Origin of the sequence: Variovorax sp. V15 (assembly GCF_041154425.1) — a bacterium.
In the GTDB taxonomy this organism is placed as follows: Bacteria; Pseudomonadota; Gammaproteobacteria; order Burkholderiales; family Burkholderiaceae_C; genus Variovorax; species Variovorax guangxiensis.
Genome location: NZ_AP028659.1, coordinates 2,519,443 through 2,543,073, shown reverse-complemented (window position 1 = coordinate 2,543,073; position 23,631 = coordinate 2,519,443). Strand labels below are relative to the sequence as shown.

Below are 23,631 nucleotides of genomic sequence, written 5' to 3'. Positions count from 1 at the left end.
GCTCAGGAAAAGAGGCGCTTCCAGAGACTCTTGCCCCCTGCAGGTTCAGCAGCCGCAGCGGCCTCAGCCTGTTCGAGCAGCTCGACCAGCCCCGGCACGCGCGGCTTCTTGAGCCATCGCGCAAAGGCCGAGTAGCTTTCCGCCTTGCCTTCGATGCGCAGATGCTCGGGCATGGCGGGGCACGGTGCGCTACCCAGCAGCACGCGCAAGGCTTCGAGCTGGTTCATGCGGATCGCACTGAAGAGCGCGGTTTCGCCGAGCGACGGAATGATGTCGTTGGCCCCCGCGAGCCCGCCGTCGAGCAAAGGCCGGATCGCGGCCGCGTCGCCCTTGATCGCCGCGGCTCCGAGGGCTTCGAGGGCCGCGAGCCTTTCGGGCGACAGGCTCGCCAGGTAGGCATCGTCTCGCTTGTCGTCCTCGCTGCGCGCATCGCCGCCCTGCATCGTCATGAAGTCGGTCACCAGCGCCACCGGCTCGCGGGCGGCGTCGAGCGCCCAGAAGCTCGGATAGCTGCCGTCACCCCAGCCCGAGCTGAAGATCAGCACGTTGTTCGCGCTGCCCTCGCCCAGCGGGTAGTGGTCGGCCATGTCCTTGCTGCCAAGTTCTTCGTCGAGCACGTCGTCGTAGTAGCTGCCGTAGTCGGGGTTGGCCGACGATTCGCGCGCCTCGCGCTCGGCGATGGCGGCCGCGCAGTCGGCATCCATGAAGCAGCCGACGCCGGCGTCGACCGGGTAGCCATAGAACTCGTCGTCGCCCAGCTCATTCTGCGACTGGCCATCGAGCAGCGCGGGTTCCCAGTGCAGGTCCGCGGGCTGCAGTCCGCGGCGATCACGCAGCCAGAGCACCGCGAGCGCATGCCGGCCTTCGTGTTGAAGCAACTCGGCAGGGAAAGCGCCCCGGCCGGAAACGCTGCGCACGAAAGGGGGGCGTTCCGGCTGCACCAGCGGATCGCACGCCACGATGCGACCGCTCGTGATCTGGAGCGACCCGCAGGACTGCCGCTGCAGGCGCCGCACGCGCAGCGCCTCGTCGTCGAGAAAAACGGTGCGCAGGTTTTCGAGGTCGAGGTAAGCCATGCGCCCAGTGTCTCACCCCAACGGGAAAGGGCCGCGAAAGCGGCCCTTGCGTGCTGTCGGGTCGATGCCGTCTTTACTGGATCAGCTTGGCGCCCGTCTTGGCCTGCAGCGCGTCGAAGGTGACGCCCGGCGCCAGCTCGACGACCTTCAGGCCCTCGGGCGCCACGTCCATCACGGCCAGGTCGGTGATGATGCGGTCGACCACGCCCACGCCGGTCAGCGGCAGGGTGCACTTCTCGAGGATCTTCAGGTCCTCGGTGCCGTCCTTCTTCTTCGCGACGTGCTCCATCAGCACGATCACGCGCTTCACGCCGGCCACGAGGTCCATGGCGCCGCCCATGCCCTTGACCATCTTGCCGGGGATCATCCAGTTGGCGAGGTCGCCCTTGGTGCTGACCTGCATCGCGCCCAGGATCGACAGGTTGATCTTGCCGCCGCGGATCATCGCGAAGCTGTCATGGCTGCCGAAGATGGCCGAGCCGGGCAGCGTGGTAACGGTCTGCTTGCCGGCGTTGATGAGGTCGGCGTCGACCTGGTCTTCGGTGGGAAACGGGCCGATGCCGAGCATGCCGTTCTCGCTCTGCAGCCACACTTCCTTGTCGCCGGTGTGGTTGGCCACCAGCGTCGGGATGCCAATGCCGAGGTTGACGTAGAAGCCGTCTTCGAGTTCTTGCGCGGCGCGGGCCGCCATCTGGTCTTGGGTCCAGGGCATCTCAGGCTCCTTCTTTCTTGTTGACGACCTTGGCGGGCACTTCGCTGCCTGCGGCGGCAGCAGCGGCGATGGCGGTCTGGGCCTCGACCTTCGCGGCGGCGGCATCGACCGATGCGCTCACGGTGCGCTTCTCGATGCGCTTCTCGGGGTTCGCGTTGAGCACGATGCGGTGCACGTAGATGCCTGGCAGGTGGATGTCGTCGGGGGCCAGCTCGCCCACCTCGACGATCTTCTCGACCTCGACGATGCAGATCTTGCCGGCCATGGCGGCAGCCGGGTTGAAGTTGCGCGCCGTGAGGCGGAAGCGCAGGTTGCCCGACTTGTCGGCCACGTCGGCCTTCACCAGCGCCACGTCGGGCACCAGCGAGCGTTCCATGACGTAGGTTTCGCCGTCGAACTCGCGCAGCTCCTTGCCTTCGGCAACCTGGGTGCCCACGCCGGTCTTGGTGAAGAAGGCCGGAATGCCGGCGCCGCCGGCGCGCAGCTTCTCGGCCAGCGTGCCCTGCGGCGTGAATTCGAGGGCCAGCTCGCCCGCGAGGTACTGGCGCTCGAACTCCTTGTTCTCGCCGACGTAGGACGCGATCATCTTCTTGATCTGGCGCGTCTCCAGCAGCTTGCCGAGGCCGAAACCGTCGACGCCCGCGTTGTTGGAGATGACGGTGAGGTTCTGCACGCCGGAGTCCTTGAGCGCGTCGATCAGCGCTTCGGGAATGCCGCAGAGGCCGAAGCCGCCGACCGCGAGCATCTGCCCGTCGGCGACGACTCCCTTGAGTGCCGCGTCAGCGGTGGGAAAAATCTTGTTCACTCGTGCTCCTTGATGGATGAATGAGAGAGGTGGAAGCAGGAAAAAAGCCGGAGGAAGAGGCCTGAACGATACTACGTACCCGCATACGTAGTATTTCGTAATGGTGACCCCCGATGCCCGAGATCGATTACCGGCTGGCCTTTGAACACGCCCCCGTCGGCATGGTGGTGTCGAGCAACCGCACCATCGTGGCGTGCAACCTGCGCGTCTGCGAGATCTTCGGCGCAACGCCCTCCGCGCTGGTCGGGCATTCGTTCAGCATCCTCTACCCCAGCGTGGCCGAGTTCGAGCGCATCGGCAAGCGCATGGAGCCCTTTCTGAATGCCAGCGGGCACTACGCCGACAACCGCATGATGAAGCGGCTCGGCGGGCTGCACGGCGCCATCGCCGGCGAAACCTTCTGGTGCCACGTCACCGGCCACGCCATGAACCGCGCCGCCCCGCACGAGGCCGGCATCTGGACCTTCGAGGACCTGGGCTCGCGCCGCGCCGTGAAGGCAGAGCTCACGCCGCGCGAGCGCGAGGTGGCCGCGCAGGTGATGCGCGGGCTGACTTCCAAGGAGATCGGCAAGGCGCTGGGCATCAGCCACCGCACGGTGGAACTGCACCGGGCCCGGCTGATGCGCAAGTACGCGGCCGCGACCACGGCCGAGCTGGTGCAGAAGCTGATCGCCGGTTAATCGGCGAGCTCGATGCGCAGGCGCACCATGTCGCGCAGCACGATGCCGTCCTGCTTCTGCAGCCTGCCGCCGGCTGCGCGGCGCACGAAGAAGTCGCGATCCACCCCGGCGATGCGGAAGCCGAAGCGCTGGTAGAAGGCCAGCTCGCGCAGGCTGCTGTTGCCCGTGCCGACTTCGAGCAGGTGTGCGCCCCGTTCCACGGCCAGCGCCTTCGCCTTGCGCAGCAGCGCTGTGCCCACACCCTGGCCGCGCAGCTCGTCGCTCACCGCGATGTTCATGATTTCCCAGGTGCCGATGCGGGTTTCGAGCAGCACCATCTGGCCGACGGCCCGGCCGGCAGCTTCCGCCAGCCAGAGCTCGCCGCGCGACAGGTACTTGCGGATCTCGGCGCGCGGGCCATCGGCGGCCAGCAGCAGCGGCCATGGGGTCGAGTCGTCGGGGGTGGCACGGCGTATCCGCGGCCGGAGCGCCGCCTTCTTGCTCGTCATCTATTTCTGTCTGCTTTCATCGGTTGTCGGCCGGATTCTCGCGCCACACGAAGCGTCGCCGATCCGCAGAAACAGCCTGAAGTTCCGGCCGAACGCCGACGGATCGTTGCGAAAACGGAAACGCCGTGTCCTCGAAACGCCCGCGCCACGGCAGGCTGCGAAGCCTATCGTGGAGGCCATCAGGGCAACAAGCCCGCAACCACACAGGAGTCCGAAATGTCCACACCCATCCATTCCGAACGCAGCCTTCTGCTTCAGACGCAGGCTTCCGTCGCCCGCGCCCATGCGCTCGCCGTGCGGAAGCTGCCCGTCGCGATGACGCTCTCCGCGATCATCCTGTCGATCATCAACGTCAAGCTGTAGCCGGTCGTATCCGTGGCAGGCCGGGCGGAGGGCACCGGCACCACAAGGCCCGATCAATCGGGCTTGATGTCAGCCGACTTGATCACCTTCGACCATGCAGCCAACTCCTGGTCGACGAATTTCGCCAGCGTCGGCGGGTCCATGTAGGTCGCGAAGGCGCCCTGCTCGTCCACCTTCCTGCGGAAGGCTTCGCTCTCCACGATCTTGCGGAGTTCCGCGCTGAGCCTGTTGACGACCTCGGGCGGCGTCTTCGCCGGCGCGAACACCGCGAACCACGATTCCACCTCGTAGCCCGGCAGTCCCGCCTCGGCCGAGGTCGGCACGTCGGGCATCGACGGATGCCGCTTGCTGCCCGTGTACGCCAGCGGCTTGATGCGCCCACCCGCGAAATGGCCGATGACCGAGGGCGGCGTGGTGATGAACATGTCGACGTTGCCCGAGATCAGGTCGTTGATCGCCGGCCCCGAGCCCTTGTAAGGCACGTGTGTCATCGCCTGTTTCGTCTGCCGCGAGAGCAGTTCGCCCGCGATGTGCTGGATCGAGCCGTTGCCCGAGGACGCGAAGAAGAGCCCGCCCTCCTTCTTCTTGCCGTACTCGATGAGTTCCTTCATCGACTTCACCGGCAGCTTGCCGCTCACCGCGACCACGTGCGGCGCGCGCATCACCATCGCCACCGGCACGAAGTCCTTCGTGGGGCTCCACCGGATGTTCGGGTAGAGCGAGGGATTGCCGACGTGGTAGCCCGAGTACTGCATCAACAGCGTGTAGCCGTCGGGCGCGGCGCGCGCCACGAACTCGGTGCCGATGTTGCCGCTGGCGCCGGGCTTGTTGTCGATGACGACAGGCTGGCCCAGCGCGCGCTGCAGCGGGTCGCCGACCAGCCGCGCCATGATGTCGGTCGAGCCGGCCGGCGCGGTCGGCACGACCATGGTGATCGGTTTCGAGGGCCAGGCGTCCGCGGCGGTTGCGGCCGAAGCGGACAGCACGAGGCCGACCACGAGAAGGCGGTGGATGGGTTTCATGGTTTGTCTCCGGTGGTTTTGTATTGCTGGCTGTTCTTGGGGCTTCGCTTCAGGGCGACAGCTCCGAGATCTCGATCAGGTTCTGGTCGGGGTCGCGCACATAGACCGAACGGATGCGCGAGGCGGCTCCCGTGCGCATCACCGGCCCTTCGAGGATCGGCACGCCCTTCTCGCCGAGCCGCACGACGACCTCGTCGAGCGGCACGCTGGCGATGAAGCACAGGTCCAGCGAGCCGGGCGTCGGCAGCTGCGCCTTGGGCTCGAACTCGTGGCCCTTCACATGCAGGTTGATCTTCTGGTTGCCGAAGCGAAAGGCCTTGCGGCCGGCGCCGAAGCTCTCCAGCGACATGCCCATCACGTCGACATAGAAGCGGATGCAGGCTTCCTCGTGCGAGGTGGTCAGCACGAGGTGGTCCAAGTGGTCGATCATGGTTGCAGCTCCTTGTGCGCTTGGCCGCGCTCCCGGGCGCGGATGATGATGTCGTCGAAGTCCGGCGGGGGCGCATGCCGCGTCAGCCGATGGCCTGCGCGCGAGACCTGGGCCGGCAGCTCGTGCCGCACCAGCGCTTCCAGTTCCGCCGCAGCGGCGATCAGGCCCTCCAGGTGCATGCCGGTGTCATAGCCCATGCACTGCAGCATGTGGACCACGTCCTCGGTCGCCACATTGCCTGTCGCACCCGGCGCGTAGGGGCAGCCGCCGATGCCTCCGAGCGACATGTCGAGCCGGCGCATGCCGGCCTCCACCGCCGCCACGGTATTCACGAGGCCCATGCCGCGCGTGTTGTGGAAGTGGGCCGTCCATTCCAGCGCCTGGTGGCTCGCCAGCACGGATTCGCAGACCTCCCGCACCTGCGTCGGATAGGCCATGCCCGTCGTGTCGCACAGCGTGATGCCCTGCACCTCGAGCGCGGCGAAGCGGTCGATCCAGCCTTGCACCGTCACGAGCGGCACTTCGCCTTCCATCGGGCAACCGAACACGCATGACAGCGACACGTTCACCGGCACCCCGGCCTTCTTCGCCAGCGCGATGACGCCGGCCAGCTGCGCGAACGACTGCTCCCTCGTCATGCGCAGGTTGGCGAGGTTGTGCGTCTCGCTCACCGACATGACGATATTGAACTCGCCGATGCGGCTCTCCAGCGCGCGCTCCGCCCCTCGCAGGTTTGGCACCAGCGCGGTGTAGACCAGGCCTGGCCGGCGGGCGATGCGATTCATCACCTCCTCGCCATCGCGCAGTGCGGGAATCGCCTTCGCCGAGGTGAACGACGTGACTTCGATCTTCGCGTAGCCCAGGCCGCTGAGCCGGTCGATCAGCGCGATCTTGTCGTCCGTGGGAATGAAGCGGCTCTCCATCTGGAAGCCGTCGCGCGTCGCGACCTCGTTGACGAACAGCCGCGTGCCGTTGCCCGCCTTCATGCCGCCAATCCTTCCACGCGCCGCGCCGGCCATCCGGCACCGTGCAGATCGCCGTCATGCTCGCCCAGCCGTGGCGCAGGGTGCGCGATGCGCCCCGGCGTGGCGCTGAGCTTGGGCACCACGCCCGGCACCTTCAGCGTGCTGCCGTCCGAGGTCGGTACCTCCACGATCATTTCGCGCGCCAGGTACTGCGGGTCGCTCGCGATGTCGGCCACGGTGTAGATGCGCCCGACCGGCACGCCCGCCGCATCGAGCGCGGCCAGCACCTCGTCACGGCTGCGCTGCAGCGTCCATGCCTCGATGGCGGCGTCGATCTCATCCACGCGCTGCACGCGGCCGTCGTTGTGCACCAGCCCGGGGTCGTTCTCCAGGTCCTCGCGGCCGATGGCGCGCATCAGCCGGCGGAAGATGCTGTCGCCGTTGCCGGCCACCAGCACGTAGTGGCCGTCCTCGCAGCGGTAGGCATTGGTCGGCGCGATGCCCGGCAGCGCGCTGCCGGCCCGCTCGCGCACGGCACCGAAGGCGTCGTATTCGGGCAACAGGCTTTCCATCACGTTGAAGACCGACTCGTAGAGCGCCACGTCGATGAACTGGCCCTCGCCGCCATGGGCGGTGCGATGGTGCAGCGCGGTCAGCACGCCGATCACGCCATGCAACGCCGCCAGCGTATCTCCCAGAGAAACCCCCACGCGCACCGGCACCCGGCCCGGCTCGCCGCTCAGGTAGCGCAGCCCGCCCATCGATTCGCCGAGCACACCGAAGCCGGGCTTGTCGCGGTAGGGCCCGGTCTGCCCGTAGCCCGAGATGCGCAGCATGATGAGCCGGGGGTTCAGCGCATGCAGCGCTTCCCAGCCCAGCCCCCAGCCTTCGAGCGTGCCGGGCTTGAAGTTCTCGATCAGCACGTCGGCCTCGAGTGCCAGCGCGCGCACGGCCTCCTGTCCTTCGGCGCTGCGCAGGTCCAGGCACACCGAGCGCTTGTTGCGCGACTGGACTTCCCACCACGCCGAGGTTCCGTTGTCGCGCAGCAGCCGCCACTTGCGCAGCGGATCACCGACGCCGGCCGGCTCGACCTTGATCACGTCGGCGCCGAACTCCGCCAGCGTCTTGCCGGCGAAGGGGCCGGCGATGAGCTGGCCGAGCTCCAGCACCTTCAGGCCTTCGAGTGCATTCATGTCCGCGTCCGTCTCCTTTGTTGGGCTGGCCCCGACTCTAGGAACGGATCGCGGAATGCGGAATTGCTTTGGCGGCAGCAGTCCTTCGCGAAACGCGAAGGACCCGGCTGGCGGCGGCGTTGCCCGCCCTACTTTCTCTTCGAGATGCCCGATCCGGCGGCGGCCGGTGGCACAGGCGCATCGGGCGCCTTCACCCATCCGCGCAGCAGCACGCCCATGAAGAGCCCCGCGCCGAAGATCGCCCAGTACACCAAGCCCGGCAGGTTCTCGACGCCGCTGTGCAGGTTCATGCCGAAGGCCGCGCCGATGGCCATCAGCGGGAATGTCAGCGCAGCGATGGTGTTGAGCTTGTGCTGCGCCCGGCTGACTTCGTTGGCCGCGCGCGCCTGCTGCTCGGCAGCGTGCGCGAGCCTGTAGTCGAGCGACATGCGGGTGTCCGCCAGCAGCAGTTCGAGCCCGCGTCCGATCTCGACCGCGCGGTCGCGCAGGTCGGTGATCATCGGGTCCCCCGGCACGGCCTCGCGCGCGGCCTGCAGGGTGGCCTGCATGTTCGAGGCTGCGCGCGAGAGCGGAATCAGCGGCCCGAGGATCTGGAACAGGGCCTCCGAGTTTTCGGCGGCCTCGTGCCGGACCTCGAAGGCGGCCAGGGTCGCGCGGTAGTTCTCCACCAGCTTGGCCAGCGGCCGCTCGCCCGGGTTGTTGCCCTTGTGCAGCCAGGTACCGTCGGGCTTGCGCAGGAACACCGCCGACTTGCGCTCCGACCCCGTGCCCGCGGGCGGCTCGTGCAGGATCACCATCAGGTGCCCCTGCTCGTGAATGACGCGCTGCGCGCCGTAGCTGGAGCCACCCAGCCGCTGCTGCATCTCGGGTGGCAGCTCCCAGTCGTAGTCGATGCGTCGGGTGCTCATCGGGGGGCCTGCAGTTCTTTCCAGAGGCTGTCGAACTCGTCGGCGAAGCGCCGCACGAGCTGAGGGTCGTTCGTCAGCACCAGGTTCTCCTCGTTGAACTCGCAGGCGCTGCGCGTCCAGTTGTAGCTGCCGTTGAGCAGCCGGGCGCCGTCGAAGATGGCGAACTTGTGGTGCATGTGCGCCTCTGTGCGGTCCACCGCCACCGGAATGCCGGCGGCGCGCAGCTGGCCGATGTCGCTGCCGGCATCGAACTCCTTGTCGTTGTCGGAGATGCAGCGCAGCGACACGCCGCGCCGGTGCGCGGCCAGTACCTCGGCCGTGATGCGGTCGTCCGACAGCGTGAACACGCACAGGTCGACGGAATGCCGGGCCGAGCGCAGCTGATGGTTGATGGCCTGCAGGCAGGCCGTGCCGGGGCTGAAGAAGGCCTGCGAGCGCACGGTCACGCTGCCGTCGGCCGAGCGGCCGGTGTCGATGGCGCGGACCACGCCCTCCAGCCACTTCAGCAGCGCCAGCTGCTCGGGGTCGGCGGTGCGGGCACGCACCAGGTCGAAGGCGCGGTTGCGCAGCTGGCGCAGGCCGTCTTCCGGCGGCTGGGCCTCGCGCAGCGTGTGGACCAGCACGCGGCGCTCGTCGTCGCTCAGGCGGGCATCGGCGAGGGTGTCGTCGAGCTGGGCCAGCAACGCGGGCAGCGTGGACGGTGCTTCTGTGGTCGCAGGCAGGGCCGACATCTCATTGCTCCTTGTTGTCCGGCCTGGGCGTGCGCTTCGGCTGCGCACGCGTCGCCATCGCCTCCGCCGCCAGCCGCTCCATGTTCTGTGCGATGGAGCGGTCCAGCTCCAGGCGGCGCTCGGTGGCGGTCACCAGCGGCAGGATCAGCTCGCGATAAGTCACGGCGATCTGCAGCATGGCATCGGCCAGTCGCCGGCCTTCGCTCGGCCCTTCCGCGGGCGCAACGGGTTCGGGCTTGAGCCTGTCGACCGCGCGCGCCACGTCGAGCATGCTGCTGGCGATGCGCTGGCTGCCATCCACGTCGGCCCCGCCCAGCTTGCGCTGGCGCACGAACTCCTCGCAGATCTCCTTCCAGCGCGCGTCCTCCTCGGGCGTCGGGCTGCCCAGGAGCTGGGCCAGGCGCAGCAGGTTCTCCTCGGCGCCGGTGGTCAGGGTCTGGGCCTCGCCGCGGTAGTGGTCGCGCAGCAGCGCATCGAGCTCGTCGTCGCGCATGAGCGCGGTGATCTTGCCCGCGAGCTTGGTCATGTTGCGGTAGCTGCCCTGCAGCTTGAAGGGCGGCGCGGTGCGGTAGGACTCCTGCTGCGCGGCCGACTCGATGTAGGCGAGATTCACCTTCAGCAGCAGGTCGCGCGCACGGAAGAGCCGCTGCAGCAGCGCCTTGATCTCCTCCAGCTCGACCGCGCTGTAAGCGTGCGACAACGCGCTGCTCGGCACCTCGTGGCCCTGTGCCATCTTCACCAGAAGCTGCACGTCCTTGGGGTCGCGCGAGGCCAGCGGCATCAGCGTGGGGTTGGAGGTCAGGCTGTTCTCGATGTACGAGAGCGCGAAGGCCGCCTCGCGGCCCGAGAGCACGTCGCCGAGGTTGTAGATGTCGGCCCGGTTGGCCAGCATGTCCGGGATCTTGAACACGTCGCCCGACTCGGTGTACGGGTTGCCCGCCATCACGACCGCGAAGCGCTTGCCGCGCATGTCGTAGCTGCGCGGCTCACCGTTCCACACGCCCTCGATGCGGCGGGTGCCGTCGGCCAGCGCGATGAACTTCTGCAGGAACTCGGGGCTCGTGTGCTGGATGTCGTCGAGGTACAGCATCACGTTGCTGCCCATGGCCAGGCCCAGGTTGAGCTTCTCAAGTTCCTGCCGCGCCGCGCTGTTGGGCGCGTTCGCCGGGTCGATGGCCGTCACGCCGTGGCCCAGTGCCGGGCAGTTGATGCGCACGAAGATCAGGCCCAGCCGGTCGGCCACGTACTCCATGAGCGTGGTCTTGCCGTAGCCCGGCGGCGAGATCAGCAGCAGCAGGCCCATGCGGTCGGTGCGGCTGCCCTCGCCCGCCGAGCCGATCTGCTTGGCGAGGTTGTCGCCGATGATGGGCAGGTAAAGCTCGTCGATCAGCTGGTTGCGCACGAAGGTGGAAAGGGGCTTGGCCTGGAACTGGCTCAACTTGAGCCGCGCCTTCTCGCCTTCGAGGAGTTCGTGGCGCAGCCGGTGCAGCGCCTCGAAGCCCGGCACCGCGTGCTGCGTGTGGAAGAGGAAGCGGCGCCAGAAGTCGTTGAGGTTCAGCGTCAGGCGGCCCTCGGCCACGCGCGGATGTTCGCCGCGCAGCCCTTCCACCGTCTGGTCGAGCGCCACATTGACGCGGGTGCGCTGCAGCGGCATGGCGAGCACGCTGGCCGCGTCGTCCACCCAGTCGACCGATTGCGGCGACTGGTGCACGGCGAAGGCGCGCACCCAGTCGCGCGCCAGCCGCCAGCGCTCGGCCGGCGGCGCGGCGTCGAGATCGGCCTGCCAGGCTTCGCGTCGGCGGCCACGCTCAAGCTCGCGCAGCAACGCTGCGGCGAGGTCTTCGCCGGCCCCCGAGACCACCCAGGTCTCGCCGCCATGCGCCGCAAGCTCGCGCACGAGGTAGGCGGCCGACTGGTCGCACAGCGTGGCGACGAGCGCCTTGCGGCCCTCGGGCTCCTGCTCTTCTTCCGCCGTCTCCGCCACCGCGAGCATGTCTGGCAGCACCTCGCGCATGAAATGGCCCAGCGAGCGGGCGACGTCGGCCTCGAGCTGGTCGAGGGCGTCGCGCCGCCCGAACAGCTCCTGCATCTGCAGTGCCGCGCGCGCACGGCGCAGCAGCGACTCGCGGTGTGCGATGAGGTGGCCGTGCTGCCAGTAGAGCAAGGCCAGCGCGCGCTCCGTCGGCCCCCAGGCTAGCAGCCCGGCCTGGTCCTGCATGGCGACCAGCGCGGCCAGCAGGCGAAGCGCGTCGTCGTCGTGGATGCCCTTCTGGTAGCCCTCCTGGTAGCGCGCGGCGGCGAAGCGGCGGACCATTTCGAGCAGTTGCGGATGCTGCGGGTCCTCGGCCAGCAGCGTGCGCACCTCGGACCAGCTGCGTTCGGCCTTGCCTTCGAGCAGGGCTTCGAGCAGGCGGCCGGCGAGGTACTCGGCGCGCGAGAGCTGGGGTGTCTCGGACACCAGCGACTGGCCCCAGTAGGCCTGCAGCTCGCGCAGGCGCTCGTCGTCCACCGGGCTCTGGTAGTCGGTGCCCGTCACCTGGTAGGCCATGCCCTCTTCGCGGGCGACCAGCGTCAGGTCGACAGGCTGGCGGTGCACGGTGAAGGCGTGGCGGCCCAGGCGCAGCGTGTCGCCGCCCTCGCTCACCAGATCGCGCTTGTCGCGCACGGCGCGCAGGGCCTGGTCGCGGGCAGTCTTCAGGCGGGTGTCGAGCTCGTCGGCCGGCACCGCCGAGCCCAGCGTGCGCAGGTCGGCGATCAGCGTGTGAAGCTTGCCGATCATCGGGTCGGCGGCGAAATAGCTGTGGACCTGCCCCAGCTCGGCGAACTGCGCGATGCGGCGCGGAATGCCGTCGAGGATGCGCCCCGCCGCGTCGATCACGCCTTGCGCACGGCGCTGCCGGGCCTCGACCAGGGTCTGGCGCCTGGCCGACAGGGCCTCGTAGACGTTCTCGCGCTTCTCGGCGATGTCGCCCAGGAACTCGTCCTGCTCGGCGAAGCGGCCTTCGATTTCTTCCAGCTGCGCCAGAAGGCGCGTGAGCGCGTCGTCGCACTTCTCGGGCGTGTCGGCGAACTCCAGCGCGTTCTCGACCGCCTGGCCGAAGAGCTTGAACTGCGCGCCGAACTCGGCCCTCGCCTCGGTCGCGCCCAGCGACTTGCGCCGCGCGCGCGCATCGGCGCGCATGCGGTTGATGTCGGCGTAGATCAGCGAGATGCGGTCGAGGATGGAGGTGCGGACGACCGCATCGCCACCCGGCAGGCTGCCCAGCTGCTCGGTCAGCAGGTCGAGCCCGGCTGCCTGTTCGTCGAGCGTGGCGAGCAGTTGCCCCAGCGCCGGCGAGGTGGCGAGGTTGGGCAGCTCGGTCGCGAGCTTGTCCAGCGCCTGGCGCTGGCCGGCGAAGGCCGTGTCGGCCGCCAGGAACTGCATGGCTCGCTCGCCGATGCGCTGCTGCTCGGATTCGAGCGCGGCGTCCATCGCGGCGATGCGCGGCAGGTCGGCGTAGCGCAGCTCCTTGAGCATCTGCAGCGCGCCGCGCCGTTCGCGCAGCCGGCCCAGCGCCTTCACGAAGTCGTCGGGTGCGCGCCAGAGCGTGCTGGCGATGTCCACCAGCAGCGCATGCTGTTCATCTTCCGCGCGGGCCAGCGCGCGGGCGGTTTCGCGGCGGATGGTGTCGACCTTCTCGAACTCGGCCAGCGTGCTGCGCGCCACCTCGGCGATGCTGCGCAGCTCGGCCATGAGGCCGGTGGCCTCGGGCGCATCAAGCCAGAAGTAGGCATCGCTCACCCGGGTGCACTGGCGGATCAGGTCCTCGTAGGCCGCCTTGGTCGGCGCCTGCTCGCGCACCGCGCGGGCGATGCCCATCAGGTCGCTCACGCCGCGCACCAGCTCGGCGTTGCCGATCTTGCCGAAGAAGCCGGTGGCGGGCGGCTGCGCGCTCACGTGCTCTTCGCTGGCGAACGGCGTCTGCCACAGCTGCATCGGGTGCACGCGCGTCGGCTCGCTGTCGTTGTCGTGGAACACCAGGATGCGGCCGTCGGCGAAGCGTGCGTATCCGTTGGCGATGATCGGCGTGGCGAGCTTCTTCTCGATCAGGTTGTAGTTGAAGAGCGCGTAGCGCCCGGGCCTGGGGTCGTAGAAGATGTAGGCCACGTCCTCGCCGTTGGGCGAGCGCAGCATGCGCTTGAAGCGCAGGTTCTCGACCGTCTCGGCCGGCAGGTCGAAGCGCTTGTGCTCTCCCGACTGCAGGTAGTAGCCGCCCGGGAAGATGATGCCGTGGTCTTCCGGCAGCTGCACGCAGGAGCCGCCGATGGCATCGATGCGCTCGACCTGCTGGGTACGGATGTTGAACACCAGGTAGCGCGTGACCTGCTCGCGGTAGGGCTTCACGCGCAGCAGGATCAGCATGCCGAGCTTCGCCCACGCGATCTCGGCGTCGGCCAGCGACTGGCTGCGGTCTTCCACCGGCTCGCTGTAGATGCCCAGCCCGGTCTCGGTGTTGTTCTCGATCTTGATCGTGAGGTCGCCGCCCAGCGTCTCGACGAAGACGGTGTCGAGCACGTTGACGTGCGGGTGCTTGCCGCCCACGTGGTCTTCGCGCGTGGCCACCGTCCACTCGAAGTCGTGGCTGGGCGGCAGCGCGATGTCGCGCTCGCCGCGGTTGTCGATGTACTGGATGCGGCCGTCGCGCTCGATGGCCCAGCGGAACACGCGCACGTCGGTGAGCTGCTGGCCGATCTGGAAGGAAGCGAGCAGCTTGTCCTGCGTCACGCGCAGCTGCAGCAGCGTGGCCTGCTTGTAGTAGGCGTACAGCTCGCGGAAGTCGGAGGCGAAGCGTGCATCTTCGAGGAAGCTGCCGGCCAGCGGCACCGGCTGCAGCTCGTCGCTGTCGGCGCCCTGCCCGGCCTCGCCCGGAGACACCAGGCGGTACAGCCCGAACACGTCGCCGACCGTGGTTTCCTTGCGCAGGCCGATGAACACGTTGTAGCCGAACAGCAGCAGGTCGCCGATGCGCACGAGGTCGCGTGCCACGGCGTTGTTCTCGGTGCGCGCGCGGGTGCGCAGCACCAGGGCCTGGTCGGAGCGGCCGAACTCTGCCAGCCGCTGCTCGTTGAGCGCCTGCGTCTTCTTCAGCAGGCCCTCACCCTGGTTCTCCAGCCGCTTCTTCAGCAGGTCGTAGCTGCCGCTGCCGGACACCAGCGCCTCGGTCTGCGATTCGGCGGTGCCGCCCGGCGGCGCGCCTTTTTCATCCGTTGGTTGCATAGATCGGCGCGGTCAGTCCGCGCGCAGCAAGGCGAGCAGTTCGTCGCGGTGGGGCTGGGTATCGAGCCAGGCGCGGATGCGATCTAGCTCGTCGATGCATACGTCGCCGTAGCGGCGGCGCAGCGCGGCAACGCGGGCCTCGCGGACCACCTCGGTCTGCAGGCGGCGCTGCCATCCGTCGGACAGCATCTCGTCGAGCCGGCCGGCCAGGCCCCGGCTCACGATGGCGCGCCACTCGCCCTGGTCGAACCAGAGGTTCTGGCAGGCCACGCAGCGGTCGACGCGGAAGTCGGGGCCTGCGCTCATGCGCAGGCGCTGCATCAGGCGTTGGCATTCGGGGCAATGCCGCACCGCCGTGGCATCGAACACCTCGATGACCTCGTCGTCGACCGCCTGGGGCACGCGGCTCGCGTCGCCCGCCTTCCAGGCGCGCCAGTCGTCCATGTCCATCAGCATGCCGTGGCAGTCGTCGCACTGCACCGCGAGCAGGCCCTCGGCCAGCGCCACCGGCCGCATCGGCGAGTGCGCGGGGCAGCTGCACGTGAGGCTCGGGTTCATCGCGCCACTTCCCCGGCGGCGCCGTTGCGGAAGGTGGCGACCAGGTTGCGCAGCGCACTCTTCTGGCTCTCGCTGCCGTCGCTGGCAATCCTGTTCATCAGCGCTGCCACGCTGAGGTTCTGCACCTCGCCCGACGAACTGCCGAGCGCACCGACGATGTCGCGCAGGTCCTTCACCACGTCGCGCTCGCCGGAGAGCTGGTCCTTGAAGGCTACCTGCAGCGCGTTGCTCTTGGAGATGACGCCGTCGATGCCCTTGCCTACGGAGAGCGAGCGCACGAAGCTGTCGAAGTAGTCGCCCTGCCCGCCCACGATGTCGATCTTGGCGTTGGCCAGCGCGGTGCCCAGCACCTCGGCCTGTTCCTTGGCGATGGACGTCTGCGCGTCGATGCCCTTGAGGGTCTCGATGTGCGACTTCTCCAGGCGCATGCGGAACTCTTCGTGATCGCGCGTCTCGGGGCTCATGGCCTTCATGGCCTCGAACTTCTCGTGCAGGCCCTTGGCCTCGGCTCCGAAGCGCGCTTCGATGACCTGTGCGTCGGCCTGGCCCGACTTGAGCGTGGCCTCGGCATCGGCCGTGCGCACGTTGACCTCGGCAAGGCCGAGCTTCTCCTTGCCCGAGGCTTCGGCCTCGAACTTGGCGCGCATGCCGGCGGCTTCGGCCTGCGAGCGAGCCTCGATCACCTGCGCGTCGGCCTGGCCGGCCTTGAGGATCGCATCGGCATCGGCCTGGCGCACGTGCACGTCGGCCAAGCCCAGCTTTTCCTTGCCCGAAGCTTCCGCCTCGAAGCTCGCGAGCTTGGCCTGCGCGGTGGCGATCTCGACCTTGGCGGCGGCCAGCCCCGGCGCGGCGGAGATGGCCTCGACGCCCTCGGCCTCGCGCTTCTTCGACTCGGCCTCGCGCTCGGCCACCTTCAGCTTGGCATCGGCCAGCGTGAGTTCTTCCGCGGCCTTGTGGCGTGCGCGTTTCTCCTGCGTCTCGGCTGCCTTCAGGTCGAGCACCATCTTCTCGTCGGCCTGCCCCTCGGCCATGATGACGACCGACTTCTTGGTGCGCTCGGCCTCTGCGACCACGCGCAGTTCCTTGATGGCCTCTTCCTGCTCGGCCACCGTGCGCTCGACCACGATGCGCTCGCGGATCACGTCGGCGATGGCCTTCTTCTGCACTTCGACGGCCTTGTCCTTCTCTATGCGCTGCAGTGTCACTTCCTTCTCGCGGTCGACAATTTCGAGGTCGCGGGCGCGGATGACCTTTTCTTCCTCGACGGCCACGGCGCGCTTGCGGTTGTTCTCGGCCACTTCCTTCTCGCGCTGCACGTTCTCCTGCTGCACCGACACCGACTGCTCCGCCAGCAGGCGCGCGGTTTCGGACTTGGTGCGCTCCTCGGCCTGGATCTTGGCGGTCTCGGCCTCCTCGCGGGCACGCACGCTGGAGGCTCGTGCGCAGCCGATGCCCTGCGCCACCTTCAGCACGTCGTCGGCCGTCTTGTTCACGCGCACGAAGAACTTCACCTTGATGTCCGCGCGGATGTTGTCGCGGCAGATCAGGCCCTCGTTGCCCGAACGGTCGATCTCGATGGTCTTGACCGAGATGTCCATCAATTCGGCCTTGTGGATGATCGGGTAGACCATGCGCCCGGTGAAGGTCACCTCGGGCTCCGCGCGCAACGTATTCACGATGAGCGCGTGGCCCTGCTCGATCTTGCGATAGAACTTGGCGAACATCGCGAACAGGCCGAGGATGACGACGGCCAGTATGACGATGGCGAAGATGATGGGCTCCATTTTTTCTCCAGAAATGCTTGAGAGCGAAAGAAACGGGTGAAAGGTGTGGCGCGCCCGGCAGCGCGCGCGATCAGGCGGACTGCTCGTCGTGCGCGACGATGAGGTAGCGCGCGGCCGCCTCGTCGTACTCGACGATCAACGCCTGCGAACCGCGCTTGAGGGCGTTGGGCGTTGTGGCCCATACCCGGATGTTCAGGCTGGCGCCGCGCCGCGCGACTTCGGCGCGGCCGTCCTTCTCGTTGACCACGCCGGTCACGACACGGCAGAGCTGGCCGACCAGCGCCGCGTTGCTCACGGCCGTGTGGCTCACGAAGAGGCCGCGCAGCGGACGGATCGCGACGGCGGTGATCGGAATGGCGATGACCGCGCTGGCCACCAGCAGCGCGGTGCCGGCCAGCAGCTGCAGCGCCATGGTGGGCACCAGCGGCAGCAGCCACTCGCCGCCGAGGCAGGACACGGTCCACGCGACGAGCACCAGCAGGCTCACGGCCACCGAGAACGGCACGCCGTTCAGGCCCAGGGCCACCACGTAGCTGGCAAGGTGGCCGATGTCGCTGGCGTCGCCGTCGGCATGCGTGTGCACGCCGACGTCGACATCGAGGCCGCTGTGTTCGATGTCGACCATGCCGAGCATCGCGAGCACCCAGTAGATCACCACGACGCCGAGCAGCACCGTGTAGATCGCGGTCGGGTACCCCGTCACCGCTCCCAAGAAATCGCCCATTGATCCTCCCGCGTGCGGGTTGTTGTCAGTTGTTCTGCTTGCTGCTGCGTACCGGCGTCCTCCCGCCGGTGTTCTTCTTCGTTGCCGCCGCCGGCTTGCCCGCGAAGGCAATCAGGTCGCGCGTGGCCCTCTCCTTGATGGCCAGTCTGTCGTCTGCGGCGAGGCCGTAGCGCTTCGCCAGGAATTCATAGTCGGCGCCGCTCAGCGACACCGTGAGGCGCGGCCGTTTCGGCTTGGCGGTAGTGGCGAGGCCCAACACCTGCCGGATCTGGTCGGACGTGGAGACATGCTGCCTGAAAGCCGCTGTGCGCACGGCCTCGAGCACGGCTTCTTCCACGTCGAAGGCGACCTGGACGGCACGTATCGCCTCGTCCGAGCCTTGCCAGCGAACCGGCTTGACGCGCATGGTGCCTACTGCGCCTCGGGCCCTGCGGGCTTGGCCTGGCGGGCGCGGATGCGCTCCATCACCTTGCTGGCACGGTCGGCGTCGCCGCCGATGCCCGCGGCGGCCAGCTTCTTCTCGAGCGCGCCGTGGCCGAATTCATCTTCCAGCTGCTTGCTGGCGGTCATGCGGTCGGACAAGTCTTCGTGGCGCGCGCGGATGCGCTCCAGCGACTCGCGCGCGTTGGCCAGGCGCGAACCGCCGGCGCCGATGTTCTCGGAGATCGACTGCGTGGCGCGATAGACGCTCTCGGTGGTCTTGGCGATGCCGATCTCGCGCTCGTGCTCGCGGATGCGGGCCTCGGCCGACTTGATCAGGTCCTTGAGCTTGGACACCTGCAGCGCGTAGGAGGCGTGGGCCTTGGCCTGCTCTTCAAGCTCCTGCTCGAGCGCGCCGACCTTGGCCGCGACGTCGAGCGCCAGGCCCTCCTGCGTCTTGTTGAGCGCTTCGAGCGCGAGGCCCTCGTAGCGCGCGGCCTCGTTCTTCAGCCGCTCGATCTCGCGGGCCGACTGCATCTCCTTGGCCATCACGCCCGTGAGGTCGCCCTTGGCCTTCTCGATGCTGTGCTTGGCGTCGATGATTTCCTGCTCGTAGATGCGCGTGGCGTTGCTGTCGACCACGCTCTCGCCGATTTCGCGCGCGCTGCCGCGCAGCAGGGTGACGAGCTTCTTGATGACTGTCATGGGACCTCCGCTTAATTCAGGAATTCGGAAAGGGCGTCGAGCGCATCGAGCGCGTTGTCGCTGAGCACAGCAACCTCGCGTGCGATGTCCTGAACGCTGGCATCGCGGCCCAGCGCTCCGGTGAGCACATAGCGGCCATCGACGCGGCCGAAGGAAGACAAGGGAACCGAAGGATTCAAGTCGAGCAGCGATTCGAGCAGCTCGGTGCGGCGTGCGGGCTTCACCTCTTCCTCGCCCCAGAGGTAGCAGATGCAGATGATCTGCATGTCCGAACTCGTGACGAAGATCGGCAGTTCGTCGCGCCCCTCGATGCTCACCTGGATCACGGGCGTGTGGCCCGGAATGGGCTGCAGCTGTACGGACCGCCCGCCCATCTCGGCGCCTGCCAGCACATCCAGTCCCTTCAGTTGATCGAGCAGTGGTTGCATACCTCTCCTTGTGGTGAATACCGTTGGAAGCGAGCGGTGCTTCGATGGATTCACTATAGGTGTACGGACATAACATGTCAAAAAATTTCTTTCGCCGGGCCCATGACTTTCGGCACTGGCGCGCTACCTAGAATTCGCCGATGGCCAACCCGATCAACCCCGCTCGTGTCGATTTCGTGACGCTGCGCCTGTTCTGCGCTGTCGCCCAGTCGGGCAGCATCACCAAGGGCGCGGAGGCATGCCACCTCGCGCTCTCCGCAGCGAGCAGGCGGCTCTCCGACTTCGAGGCCGCAACGGGATCGAAGCTGCTCGAACGCAGCTCGCAGGGCATCGCGCTCACGCCCGCGGGCCATGTGGCGATGCAGCATGCGATGCGCCTCTTCCAGGGCTTCGAGCAGTTCAGCAGCGAGCTCGGCGACTATTCGAGCGGCTGTGCGCGGCCATGTGCGGCTGTGGGCCAACATGTCGGCGCTGACGGAGTTCCTGCCCACCACGCTAGCGACCTTCCTGGCGCAGCATCCGGATATCCGCGTCGAAGTCGAGGAGCAACTGAGCGGCGACATCGTGCGCGCACTCGTCGACGGCCTTGCCGACGTCGGCGTCTTCGCCGAGAACACCCCTGCCTACGGCCTCGACGTGCAGCCCTTCCAGACCGACGAGCTCGTGGTGCTGTGCGCCAGGCAACATCCGCTGGCACGCAGCCGCGTGAAGCAGACCAGCTTCAAGGCCTGCCTCGCGCACGAGTTCGTCGGCCTGAATCGCAGCAGTTCGCTGCTCGAACTCACCTCGCGCGCGGCCGAACAGGCCGGCATCCCGATGCGCCTGCGCGTTCAGGTGCGCAGCTTCGATGCGATGTGCCACATGATCGCGGCCAACCTCGGCATCGGCGTGGTACCGCTGGCCGCGTGCAAGGCGCAGGTGGAGGCGCTCGACCTGAAGGTCGTGCGGCTCAAGGATGCGTGGGCCACGCGGCGGTTGCTTATGGCGACGAAGACAGGGGCCGAACTCTCCCCCGCGACCCGCTTGCTGGTCGGGCAGCTTCTGAAACAGGCCAGCACATGACGATGTCCACATTCCTTCTGCTCGGCGCGTGCACCCTCCTGCTCGCAATCAACGTTTACATGGCGCGGCGCATTCGCGCGATCGAAGATATTCCGCTGCGAAAGAACATGCTGCTCGTGGCTGTCTGGATCCTTCCATTCGTGGGCGCATTCTTCGCGTGGACCCACCTGCCCAGGCAGCTTCGTCCATCAAGGGCCAAGACACGGCCCGAGGGCTTCACCACCACCCCTGCGCCGGAGCGCATCGCACTAGACGATGGCCCGGCGTTTTCCCTGCCCGAGCACATGACGCTCTGTAACGGGCTTCCTTTGCTCGACTGGAAGGCGGTCGACGCCTGGACCGGCGCAATTGATGATCCCGGCCTACGGTACAAGGGCAAGTTGCTGGCGCAGCGCGCTTGGCTGCTCCATCTCAGGGATGCGCTCGGCCCGCACTTTCATCTCCATGAATCGGACAAGGCCTTCGTTCTATCGTCGCTGGAAGATGTGGTCGCCGTTGCGACATCCGCCTACGTTGCGACGACGCGCACGCGCATACAGCGTTTGCTGGCCGACATCGCGCACTTTGAAGAACACGGCAAAAGCATCCTGGTCGTGATGGACGACGACGATGCCTACTACGACTACGTCTCCGGCTACTACCCCGACAGCGGCGAATTCGCCTTCAGCGGAGGCATGTTCATCGACGCGGGCTGCCCGCACTTTCTCGTCAAGCGTGCCGACCTTGCAGCCATCGAGCCAGTCATCGCCCACGAGATGACCCACAGCGCTCTATCGCACCTGAAGCTGCCGAGGTGGCTGGACGAAGGGCTGGCCGTGAACACCGAAAGAAAGCTCGCGGGTGCGGGAGTCTTGCCGCTCGGCGAGCGTGAACAACTGCGGCGCAGCCATTTGAAGTTCTGGGACGAAGCGAGAATCCAGGAATTCTGGTCCGGCGCTTCCTTCTTCAGGACGGATGAAGGCAACCAGCTCTCCTATGAACTCGCGCGCATCCTCGTGGAACAGATGGGGCAGAACTGGGAACTCTTCACCCGCTTCGCATCGAGCGCGAAACGGGAGGACGGTGGCGCTGAAGCCGCGAGAGAGGTCTACGACATGGACCTCGGCGCCTATGCCTGCATCCTGATGGAACGAGAACCGGACGCCCAGTGGACGCCCGATCCGCAAAGCTGGCGTGACGAGGAGCGAGCAGAGGAAGAGTCTCCCGCCTGAGGCTCAGTCCGTCCCCTGCCCTTCCTGTCCTACCGCAATTCCCCGGCCTCCAGCACCGCCCACTCCTCGTCCGTGAACAGCCGCGAGCGCGTCAGAAAGCGCACGCCCTCCGGCCCCTCCAGCGAGAACATCCCGCCTCGCCCCGGCACCACGTCGATGATCAGCTGCGTGTGCTGCCAGTACTCGAACTGCGACCCGCTGATGTAGAACGGCATGCCGCCGATGTGCCCGAGCAGCCTGTCGTAGTCGCCCACGATGAATTCGCCGCGGGCGTAGCACATGGGCGCGCTGCCGTCGCAGCAGCCGCCCGACTGATGGAACATCAGCGGGCCGTGCCTGGCGGCGAGTCTGTCGATCAGCGCGAGCGCGGCATCGGTCGCGGTGACGCGCAGGACTTCGCCGGTGCCGCTCATCAGAAGAAGCCCAGCTTGTTCTCGCTGTAGCTCACCAGCAGGTTCTTGGTCTGCTGGTAGTGGTCGAGCATCATCTTGTGGTTCTCGCGGCCGATGCCCGATTGCTTGTAGCCGCCGAAGGCCGCGTGCGCCGGATAGTGGTGGTAGCAGTTGGTCCACACGCGGCCGGCCTGGATGCCGCGGCCCATGCGGAAGGCGCGGTTCATGTCGCGGCTCCACACGCCGGCGCCCAGGCCGTAGAGGGTGTCGTTGGCGATCGCCAGCGCCTCTTCCTCGTCCTTGAAGGTGGTGACCGAGACCACCGGGCCGAAGATTTCTTCCTGGAAGATGCGCATCCTGTTGTTGCCCCTGAACACGGTCGGCTTCACGTAGTAGCCGCCGGCGAGGTCGCCCTCGAACTGCTGGCGCTCGCCGCCGATCAGCACCTTCGCGCCCTCCTGCCGGCCGATGTCGAGGTACGACAGGATCTTCTCCAGCTGCTCGCTGGAGGCCTGCGCGCCGATCATGGTGGCCATGTCCAGCGGGCTGCCCTGCCTGATGGCGGCCACGCGCTTGAGGGCGCGCTCCATGAAGCGGTCGTAGATCGACTCCTGGATGAGCGCGCGCGACGGACAGGTGCACACCTCACCCTGGTTCAGCGCGAACATCGCGAAGCCCTCGAGCGCCTTGTCGAAGAAGGCGTCGTCCTTGTCCATCACGTCGGCGAAGAAGATGTTGGGCGACTTGCCCCCGAGCTCCAGCGTGACCGGAATCAGGTTCTGGCTCGCGTACTGAGAGATCAGCCGGCCCGTGGTGGTCTCGCCGGTGAAGGCGATCTTGCCGATGCGGTTGCTCGACGCCAGCGGCTTGCCCGCCTCCACGCCGAAGCCGTTGACCACGTTCAGCACGCCCGGCGGCAGCAGGTCGCCGATGAGTTCCATCAGCACGAGGATGGAAACCGGCGTCTGCTCGGCCGGCTTGATCACCACGCAGTTGCCGGCCGCGAGCGCTGGCGCCAGCTTCCACACGGCCATCAGGATAGGGAAGTTCCACGGAATGATCTGCCCCACCACGCCGATCGGCTCGTGGAAGTGGTACGCGAAGGTTTCGTGGTCGATCTCGCTGATGCCGCCCTCCTGCGAGCGCACGCACGAGGCGAAGTAGCGGAAGTGGTCGATGGCCAGCGGCAGGTCGGCCGCCGTGGTCTCGCGGATGGGCTTGCCGTTGTCCCAGGTCTCGGCCGCCGCGAGGATGGCGAGGTTCTCCTGCATGCGGTCGGCGATCCTGTTGAGGATGTTGGCGCGCTCGGTGGTCGAGGTGCGACCCCAGGCGGCCTTGGCCTTGTGGGCGGCGTCCAGCGCGCGCTCGATGTCGGCCGCAGTGGAGCGCGGCACCTCGCAGAAGACCTTGCCGGTGACGGGCGTGATGTTCTCGAAATACTGGTTGTCCGCCGGCGCGACCCATTCGCCGCCGATGTAGTTGCCGTAGCGCTTCTTGAACGGCACCGCGGTACCGAATTTGCCCGGTTCGAGCATGTCCATGACGTTGTCTCCATGTGCAGGGTGATGGCGCCGCGACATGCGGCGGCCGCACGCTGGAGCGCAAGCCTCGTACCCGGCCGGATCGGGACAATCCCTGAGTACTTCCGCCGTGCAGATGCGCGCGTCAGCGGGTTTTCATTCGCAATCTGCGACATGTTCCGGCGAACATGGCGACT

The 23,631-nt window shown here is 67.6% G+C and carries 22 protein-coding genes and 1 pseudogene; 4 read left to right on the top strand and 19 right to left on the bottom strand.

Annotated elements, in window-relative coordinates; all coding sequences use genetic code 11:
• Nucleotides 1-2 precede the first annotated feature (2 nt).
• From ACAM57_RS11960 to ACAM57_RS11950, 3 genes are all read right to left on the bottom strand, one after another.
• The gene (locus tag ACAM57_RS11960) at nucleotides 3-1,076 is read right to left on the bottom strand and encodes a DUF4241 domain-containing protein (RefSeq protein ID WP_369661786.1); all 1,074 of its coding nucleotides are present in this window, start codon (nucleotides 1,074-1,076) and stop codon (nucleotides 3-5) included.
• A 73-nt stretch (nucleotides 1,077-1,149) separates the two neighbouring features.
• A complete protein-coding gene (locus ACAM57_RS11955; RefSeq protein WP_126021960.1) occupies nucleotides 1,150-1,788 on the bottom strand; it encodes a 3-oxoacid CoA-transferase subunit B in 639 nt (212 codons plus the stop codon).
• A gap of 1 nt (nucleotide 1,789) precedes the next feature.
• A complete protein-coding gene (locus ACAM57_RS11950; RefSeq protein ID WP_126021959.1) occupies nucleotides 1,790-2,593 on the bottom strand; it encodes a CoA transferase subunit A in 804 nt (267 codons plus the stop codon).
• Nucleotides 2,594-2,706: 113 nt separating this feature from the next.
• Between ACAM57_RS11950 and ACAM57_RS11945 the strand changes: the two genes are divergently transcribed.
• A complete protein-coding gene (locus ACAM57_RS11945) occupies nucleotides 2,707-3,273 on the top strand; it encodes a LuxR C-terminal-related transcriptional regulator (RefSeq protein WP_126021958.1) in 567 nt (188 codons plus the stop codon).
• On the opposite strand, the gene ACAM57_RS11940 is transcribed toward ACAM57_RS11945, so the two are convergent.
• On the bottom strand, nucleotides 3,270-3,761 hold the full coding sequence (locus ACAM57_RS11940) for a GNAT family N-acetyltransferase (RefSeq protein WP_184636968.1): 492 nt from the start codon (nucleotides 3,759-3,761) through the stop codon (nucleotides 3,270-3,272). The two genes, ACAM57_RS11945 and ACAM57_RS11940, sit on opposite strands and share 4 nt — an antisense overlap.
• Before the next feature lie 216 nt (nucleotides 3,762-3,977).
• Here ACAM57_RS11940 and ACAM57_RS11935 point away from each other — a divergent pair, with 216 nt between their 5' ends.
• Nucleotides 3,978-4,124 (top strand): hypothetical protein, encoded by a 147-nt coding sequence (locus tag ACAM57_RS11935; protein ID WP_301509455.1) that lies wholly within the window; start codon nucleotides 3,978-3,980, stop codon nucleotides 4,122-4,124.
• A gap of 53 nt (nucleotides 4,125-4,177) precedes the next feature.
• Here the strand turns inward: ACAM57_RS11935 and ACAM57_RS11930 are convergent, their stop codons facing one another.
• The 13 genes from ACAM57_RS11930 to ACAM57_RS11870 all read right to left on the bottom strand — a co-directional run bounded on the left by ACAM57_RS11930 (nucleotide 4,178) and on the right by ACAM57_RS11870 (nucleotide 19,249).
• Nucleotides 4,178-5,146 (bottom strand): Bug family tripartite tricarboxylate transporter substrate binding protein, encoded by a 969-nt coding sequence (locus tag ACAM57_RS11930; RefSeq protein ID WP_369661785.1) that lies wholly within the window; start codon nucleotides 5,144-5,146, stop codon nucleotides 4,178-4,180.
• Nucleotides 5,147-5,195: 49 nt separating this feature from the next.
• Complete coding sequence (locus ACAM57_RS11925; RefSeq protein WP_369661784.1) at nucleotides 5,196-5,576, bottom strand: VOC family protein; 381 nt, start codon at nucleotides 5,574-5,576, stop codon at nucleotides 5,196-5,198.
• Entirely contained in the window at nucleotides 5,573-6,562 is a 990-nt protein-coding gene (locus ACAM57_RS11920; RefSeq protein ID WP_369661783.1) for a hydroxymethylglutaryl-CoA lyase, read from the bottom strand. The genes ACAM57_RS11925 and ACAM57_RS11920 overlap by 4 nt, the downstream gene beginning before the upstream one ends.
• A complete protein-coding gene (locus tag ACAM57_RS11915) occupies nucleotides 6,559-7,734 on the bottom strand; it encodes a CaiB/BaiF CoA transferase family protein (RefSeq protein WP_369661782.1) in 1,176 nt (391 codons plus the stop codon). Before ACAM57_RS11915 ends, ACAM57_RS11920 begins: the two co-directional genes overlap by 4 nt.
• Nucleotides 7,735-7,862: 128 nt before the next feature.
• Nucleotides 7,863-8,642 carry a hypothetical protein gene (locus tag ACAM57_RS11910; protein WP_369661781.1) on the bottom strand — a complete coding sequence of 260 codons (780 nt, stop codon included), beginning with the start codon at nucleotides 8,640-8,642 and terminating at the stop codon, nucleotides 7,863-7,865.
• Nucleotides 8,639-9,373 (bottom strand): phospholipase D-like domain-containing protein, encoded by a 735-nt coding sequence (locus ACAM57_RS11905; protein WP_369661780.1) that lies wholly within the window; start codon nucleotides 9,371-9,373, stop codon nucleotides 8,639-8,641. The genes ACAM57_RS11910 and ACAM57_RS11905 overlap by 4 nt, the downstream gene beginning before the upstream one ends.
• Before the next feature lies 1 nt (nucleotide 9,374).
• The gene (locus ACAM57_RS11900) at nucleotides 9,375-14,630 is read right to left on the bottom strand and encodes a DNA repair ATPase (RefSeq protein WP_369661779.1); all 5,256 of its coding nucleotides are present in this window, start codon (nucleotides 14,628-14,630) and stop codon (nucleotides 9,375-9,377) included.
• A gap of 12 nt (nucleotides 14,631-14,642) precedes the next feature.
• Nucleotides 14,643-15,188 carry a zf-TFIIB domain-containing protein gene (locus ACAM57_RS11895; protein ID WP_126021949.1) on the bottom strand — a complete coding sequence of 182 codons (546 nt, stop codon included), beginning with the start codon at nucleotides 15,186-15,188 and terminating at the stop codon, nucleotides 14,643-14,645.
• Nucleotides 15,185-16,972 (bottom strand): hypothetical protein, encoded by a 1,788-nt coding sequence (locus ACAM57_RS11890; protein ID WP_369661778.1) that lies wholly within the window; start codon nucleotides 16,970-16,972, stop codon nucleotides 15,185-15,187. Before ACAM57_RS11890 ends, ACAM57_RS11895 begins: the two co-directional genes overlap by 4 nt.
• 70 nt (nucleotides 16,973-17,042) lie before the next feature.
• Nucleotides 17,043-17,696: an OB-fold-containig protein gene (locus ACAM57_RS11885; RefSeq protein ID WP_126021947.1), complete on the bottom strand. Its 654-nt coding sequence runs from the start codon at nucleotides 17,694-17,696 to the stop codon at nucleotides 17,043-17,045.
• A 25-nt stretch (nucleotides 17,697-17,721) separates the two neighbouring features.
• Nucleotides 17,722-18,102, bottom strand: a complete 381-nt coding sequence (locus ACAM57_RS11880; protein WP_369661777.1) for a hypothetical protein — start codon at nucleotides 18,100-18,102, stop codon at nucleotides 17,722-17,724.
• A 5-nt stretch (nucleotides 18,103-18,107) separates the two neighbouring features.
• The gene (locus ACAM57_RS11875) at nucleotides 18,108-18,821 is read right to left on the bottom strand and encodes a PspA/IM30 family protein (protein WP_184636948.1); all 714 of its coding nucleotides are present in this window, start codon (nucleotides 18,819-18,821) and stop codon (nucleotides 18,108-18,110) included.
• Between the two features lie 11 nt (nucleotides 18,822-18,832).
• Nucleotides 18,833-19,249 (bottom strand): YjfI family protein, encoded by a 417-nt coding sequence (locus tag ACAM57_RS11870; protein ID WP_184636946.1) that lies wholly within the window; start codon nucleotides 19,247-19,249, stop codon nucleotides 18,833-18,835.
• Nucleotides 19,250-19,389: 140 nt separating this feature from the next.
• Here ACAM57_RS11870 and ACAM57_RS11865 point away from each other — a divergent pair.
• Together ACAM57_RS11865 and ACAM57_RS11860 are read left to right on the top strand one after the other, a co-directional pair.
• Nucleotides 19,390-20,311: pseudogene (locus ACAM57_RS11865) on the top strand (LysR family transcriptional regulator).
• Entirely contained in the window at nucleotides 20,308-21,522 is a 1,215-nt protein-coding gene (locus ACAM57_RS11860) for a hypothetical protein (RefSeq protein WP_369661776.1), read from the top strand. The pseudogene ACAM57_RS11865 and the gene ACAM57_RS11860 overlap by 4 nt, the downstream one beginning before the upstream one ends.
• 29 nt (nucleotides 21,523-21,551) lie before the next feature.
• On the opposite strand, the gene ACAM57_RS11855 is transcribed toward ACAM57_RS11860, so the two are convergent.
• A complete protein-coding gene (locus ACAM57_RS11855) occupies nucleotides 21,552-21,935 on the bottom strand; it encodes a DUF779 domain-containing protein (RefSeq protein WP_369661775.1) in 384 nt (127 codons plus the stop codon).
• Nucleotides 21,935-23,455: an aldehyde dehydrogenase gene (gene adh / locus ACAM57_RS11850; protein WP_184636938.1), complete on the bottom strand. Its 1,521-nt coding sequence runs from the start codon at nucleotides 23,453-23,455 to the stop codon at nucleotides 21,935-21,937. Before adh ends, ACAM57_RS11855 begins: the two co-directional genes overlap by 1 nt.
• Between the last annotated feature and the right edge of the window lie 176 nt (nucleotides 23,456-23,631).